This window comes from Anaerofustis sp. LCP19S3_F7, assembly GCF_052119445.1.
Taxonomy (GTDB): Bacteria; Bacillota; Clostridia; order Eubacteriales; family Anaerofustaceae; genus Anaerofustis; species Anaerofustis butyriciformans.
The window spans coordinates 1-5,401 of record NZ_JBQKFF010000025.1 but is presented as its reverse complement, the minus strand read 5'-3'; the positions used below and the strand labels follow the sequence as shown (position 1 = coordinate 5,401).

The 5,401-nt window shown below is 47.9% G+C and carries 2 tRNA genes and 3 rRNA genes; all 5 read left to right on the top strand.

Annotated elements, in window-relative coordinates:
* Positions 1 to 308: 308 nt before the first annotated feature.
* Positions 309 to 1,827: ribosomal RNA gene (locus tag ACTQYZ_RS09990) — 16S ribosomal RNA — on the top strand.
* A gap of 72 nt (positions 1,828 to 1,899) precedes the next feature.
* Positions 1,900 to 1,975, top strand: a tRNA-Ala gene (locus ACTQYZ_RS09985).
* 17 nt (positions 1,976 to 1,992) lie between these two features.
* Positions 1,993 to 2,069 (top strand) — tRNA-Ile (locus ACTQYZ_RS09980).
* Positions 2,070 to 2,256: 187 nt separating this feature from the next.
* Positions 2,257 to 5,117, top strand: a 23S ribosomal RNA gene (locus ACTQYZ_RS09975).
* A 78-nt stretch (positions 5,118 to 5,195) separates the two neighbouring features.
* Positions 5,196 to 5,312 (top strand): 5S ribosomal RNA (gene rrf, locus ACTQYZ_RS09970).
* Together the 16S, 23S and 5S rRNA genes with 2 tRNA genes alongside form the textbook arrangement of a ribosomal RNA operon.
* Positions 5,313 to 5,401: the final 89 nt, after the last annotated feature.

Here is a 5,401-nt window from a genome sequence, read left to right as displayed (position 1 = left end):
TTGACAATAAGGAAATAAAGTGATAATATAACAAAGCTGTTTCAAGCGGGGAGCTGGATAAGTATACGAGAAGAAGTCAATGAAAAAAAATGGCAAAAAAAGTTAAAAAAGTAGTTGACAAGTAAGAGAGTATGTGGTATTATAATTCAGCTGACTCTGAAAGAGGCGGCGAGATAATAAGACAAAAGAATAAAAGAGAAAAAGATGATATGAATTGCTATATGCAAATTTAGTCAGTGAGATTTGAGTAAAGAGTCGGATTAAGATTTAAGATGTAAAAAATCGACCGAGAGGTTGATGCGATAAATTATATTGAGAGTTTGATCCTGGCTCAGGACGAACGCTGGCGGCGTGCTTAACACATGCAAGTCGAACGAGAAGCTTATGATTGATTCTTCGGAAGATTTCATAAGTGGAAAGTGGCGAACGGGTGAGTAACGCGTAGGTAACCAACCTCATACAGGGGGATAGCCCAGGGAAACTTGGATTAAACCCGCATAAGACCACGCTATCGCATGATAAAGTGGTAAAAACTCCGGTGGTATGAGACGGACCTGCGTCTTATTAGGTAGTTGGTGAGGTAACGGCTCACCAAGCCGACGATGAGTAGCCGACCTGAGAGGGTGATCGGCCACATTGGGACTGAGACACGGCCCAGACTCCTACGGGAGGCAGCAGTGGGGAATATTGCGCAATGGGGGCAACCCTGACGCAGCAACGCCGCGTGAGCGATGAAGGTTTTCGGATCGTAAAGCTCTGTTCTGAGGGAAGATAATGACGGTACCTCAGGAGAAAGCCCCGGCTAACTACGTGCCAGCAGCCGCGGTAATACGTAGGGGGCAAGCGTTGTCCGGATTCACTGGGCGTAAAGAGCACGTAGGCGGTTAATTAAGTCAGGTGTGAAAGTTTTCGGCTCAACCGGAAAAGTGCACTTGAAACTGGATAACTTGAGTATCGGAGAGGTAAGCGGAATTCCTAGTGTAGCGGTGAAATGCGTAGAGATTAGGAAGAACACCGGTGGCGAAGGCGGCTTACTGGACGATAACTGACGCTGAGGTGCGAAAGCGTGGGGAGCGAACAGGATTAGATACCCTGGTAGTCCACGCCGTAAACGATGAATACTAGGTGTTGGGGTAACTCAGTGCCGCAGTTAACACATTAAGTATTCCGCCTGGGGAGTACGCTCGCAAGAGTGAAACTCAAAGGAATTGACGGGGGCCCGCACAAGCAGCGGAGCATGTGGTTTAATTCGAAGCAACGCGAAGAACCTTACCAGGTCTTGACATCCTTTGACCGTCTAAGAGATTAGACTTTCCTTCGGGACAAAGAGACAGGTGGTGCATGGTTGTCGTCAGCTCGTGTCGTGAGATGTTGGGTTAAGTCCCGCAACGAGCGCAACCCTTGTGTTTAGTTACTAACATTCAGTTGAGGACTCTAGACAGACTGCCCTTGAAAGAGGGAGGAAGGTGGGGACGACGTCAAATCATCATGCCCCTTACGACCTGGGCTACACACGTGCTACAATGGTCTGTACAAAGGGTTGCGAAGCAGTGATGCCTAGCTAATCTCAAAAAGCAGATCTCAGTTCGGATTGCAGGCTGCAACTCGCCTGCATGAAGTCGGAGTTGCTAGTAATCGCGAATCAGAATGTCGCGGTGAATGCGTTCCCGGGCCTTGTACACACCGCCCGTCACACCACGAGAGTTGGTAACACCCGAAGCCAGTGAGCTAACCAATAGGAGGCAGCTGTCGAAGGTGGGATCAGTAATTGGGGTGAAGTCGTAACAAGGTAGCCGTATCGGAAGGTGCGGCTGGATCACCTCCTTTCTAAGAGTAGAAAAGTGACTCGACTCAAATCTTTCTCTTTTAATCTATTGTAAAATTGAATGACCAACTAATGGGGGTGTAGCTCAGTTGGGAGAGCACCTGCCTTGCAAGCAGGGGGTCAGGAGTTCGAATCTCCTCATCTCCACCATATATGAAAATGTGTGGGGGCTTGTAGCTCAGGTGGTTAGAGCGCACGCCTGATAAGCGTGAGGTCGGAGGTTCGAGTCCTCCCAGGCCCACCATGAAGTTTAAGGATTAAAAGTAAGGTATTAGAAATAGTATCTTAGTTTTAACTCTTAAAGAGTTGAGAGATAATTGAAAATTGCATAAGTAGAAAACACGAAAACAAGTATGATTACGAAACGACAAAGAAAAGAAAGTTTGGTTAAAAACTATAATTTCAAGACATTTTGTAAGAATATATCTTAGGATCAAGTTATTAAGGGCATAAGGTGAATGCCTTGGCATCCAGAGCCGATGAAGGACGTGATAAGCTGCGATAAGCTACGTTAAGCTGCAAATAAGCTTTGAGGCGTAGATTTCCGAATGGGGCAACCCACTATGTGAAGACATAGTACCACCAGGTGAATATATAGTCTGGTAGGAGGGAACCCGGCGAACTGAACCATCTAAGTAGCCGGAGGAAGAGAAAGAAACATCGATTCTCCTAGTAGCGGCGAGCGAACGGGGACCAGCCCGTGTATTGAGAGATATAATGTTTAGCTAAAGTGTATGGGAAGGCACACCAAAGAAGGTTACAGTCCTGTAAGCGAAAAGCATTATGTAGTAGATACACCAAGCGAGTACCACGGGACACGTGAAACCCTGTGGGAATATGGGAGGCCCACCTCCCAAGGCTAAATACTACTGGATGACCGATAGAGAATAGTACCGTGAGGGAAAGGTGAAAAGTACCCCGGGAGGGGAGTGAAATAGAACCTGAAACCTTATGCCTACAAGCAGCCAGAGCGCAAGTGATGGTGTGCTTTTTGTAGAACGAGCCAGCGAGTTACGGTGTGTAGCGAGGTTAAGCTGTTCAGCAGCGAAGCCGCAGGGAAACCGAGTCTGAATAGGGCGATAGTTGCATGCTGTAGACCCGAAACCGTGTGATCTACCCATGTCCAGAGTGAAGCGAAGGTAAAACTTCGTGGAGGCTCGAACCGGTGTCTGTGAAAAAGGCTCGGATGAGGTGTGGGTAGGGGAGAAATTCCAATCGAACACGGAGATAGCTGGTTCTCCCCGAAATAGCTTTAGGGCTAGCGTGTGACGATGAATAATGGAGGTAGAGCACTGAATTGGCTAGGGGGCGTATTGCTTACTGAACCTTATCAAACTCCGAATGCCATATATTTTAGTCATGCAGTCAGACTGTGAAAGATAAGTTCCATGGTCGAAAGGGAAACAGCCCAGATCTTCAGCTAAGGTCCCAAAATTCAGATTAAGTGGGAAAGGATGTATAATTGCTAAGACAGCCAGGACGTTGGCTTAGAAGCAGCCATTCATTTAAAGAGTGCGTAATAGCTCACTGGTCGAGTGATTATGCGCCGAAAATAACCGGGGCTAAAATCTGATACCGAAGCTAAGGATTAGTTTTAACTAGTGGTAGGGGAGCATTGTGTAAAGGGTGAAGCCGAAACGTAAGTATCCGGTGGACGTTACACAAGAGAGAATGCTGGCATGAGTAGCGAAAGTGCAGTGAGAATCTGTACCATCGAAAACCTAAGGTTTCCCGGGCAAGGTTCGTCCCCCCGGGGTTAGTCGGGACCTAAGGCGAGGCCGAAAGGCGTAGTCGATGGACAACTGGTTGATATTCCAGTACCGAATATGTTTGTTTGAGAGATGGAGTGACACAGGAGGATAGGTTATCCCAGCTGTTGGAAATGCTGGGTCAAGCAGTGAGGGTGTTAAGTAGGCAAATCCGCTTAACGTAAGCCTGAGCTGTGATGAGTACCGAAATATAGTAGGGAAGTAGCTGATTTCACACTGGCGAGAAAAGCTTCTATTGAGAACATGTTCGCCCGTACCGTAAACCGACACAGGTAGGTGAGGAGAGAATCCTAAGATGAGCGAGAGAAGTGTTGTTAAGGAACTCGGCAAAATCACCCCGTAAGTTCGCGAGAAGGGGTCCCTGTGAGAGCAGGGCGCAGTGAAAAGGTCCAGGCGACTGTTTACCAAAAACACAGGTCTATGCAAAATCGAAAGATGAAGTATATGGGCTGACGCCTGCCCGGTGCTGGAAGGTTAAGGGGATCTGTTAGCGCAAGCGAAGCAGTGAACTTAAGCCCCAGTAAACGGCGGCCGTAACTATAACGGTCCTAAGGTAGCGAAATTCCTCGTCAGGTAAGTTCTGACCCGCACGAAAGGCGTAACGATCTGGACACTGTCTCGACAACACACTCGGTGAAATTGTAGTACCGGTAAAGATGCCGGTTACCCGCGACCGGACGGAAAGACCCCGTAGAGCTTTACTATAGCTTGGCACTGAATTTCGGTATTGTATGTACAGGATAGGTGGGAGACTTAGAAGCTAGGACGCCAGTCTTGGTGGAGTCGACCTTTGGATACCACCCTTATAATGCTGGAATTCTAACCTGATACCGTAATCCGGTATAGGGACACTGTCAGGTGGGTAGTTTGACTGGGGCGGTCGCCTCCTAAAGAGTAGCGGAGGCGCCCAAAGGTTCCCTCAAAATGGTTGGAAACCATTTATTAGAGTGTAAAGGCAGAAGGGAGCTTGACTGCGAGACAGACACGTCGAGCAGGTACGAAAGTAGGGCTTAGTGATCCGGCGGTTCCGAGTGGAAGGGCCGTCGCTTAACGGATAAAAGTTACCTCGGGGATAACAGGCTTATCTCCCCCAAGAGTCCACATCGACGGGGAGGTTTGGCACCTCGATGTCGGCTCGTCGCATCCTGGAGCTGAAGCAGGTTCCAAGGGTTGGGCTGTTCGCCCATTAAAGCGGCACGCGAGCTGGGTTCAGAACGTCGTGAGACAGTTCGGTCCCTATCCGTCGTGGGCGTAGGATACTTGAGAGGAGCTACCCCTAGTACGAGAGGACCGGGGCGGACTAACCTCTGGTGCACCGGTTGTCACGCCAGTGGCATAGCCGGGTAGCTAAGTTGGGACGGGATAAGCACTGAAGGCATCTAAGTGCGAAGCCCCCCTCAAGATTAGGTATCCCATTCTTTGTGAAGTAAGAGCCCTGATAGACTATCAGGTTGATAGGTCGCATGTGTAAGTACAGTAATGTATTCAGCTGAGCGATACTAATTGCTCGAGGACTTGATCTAAAGATATATGAACTTGTAAAAGAACTTATGCAATTTATAATTATCTCTTAATGAAGAGTTAAATGAAATAGTTTAATTCCTCGTGACGATAGCGACGGTGTAACACCTGTAAACATTCCGAACACAGAAGTTAAGCCCGTCCACGCCTAGAGTACTTGTCTGGAGACGGACTGGGAGGGTAGGTAGTCGCGGGGTTTTTTTTATTCCTGTGAACCTGCTTTTTAGGTTCTTTTTTTATTTCCTTGTCTTGTATTATATCTTTATCTGGTTGTATGTTACTTTAC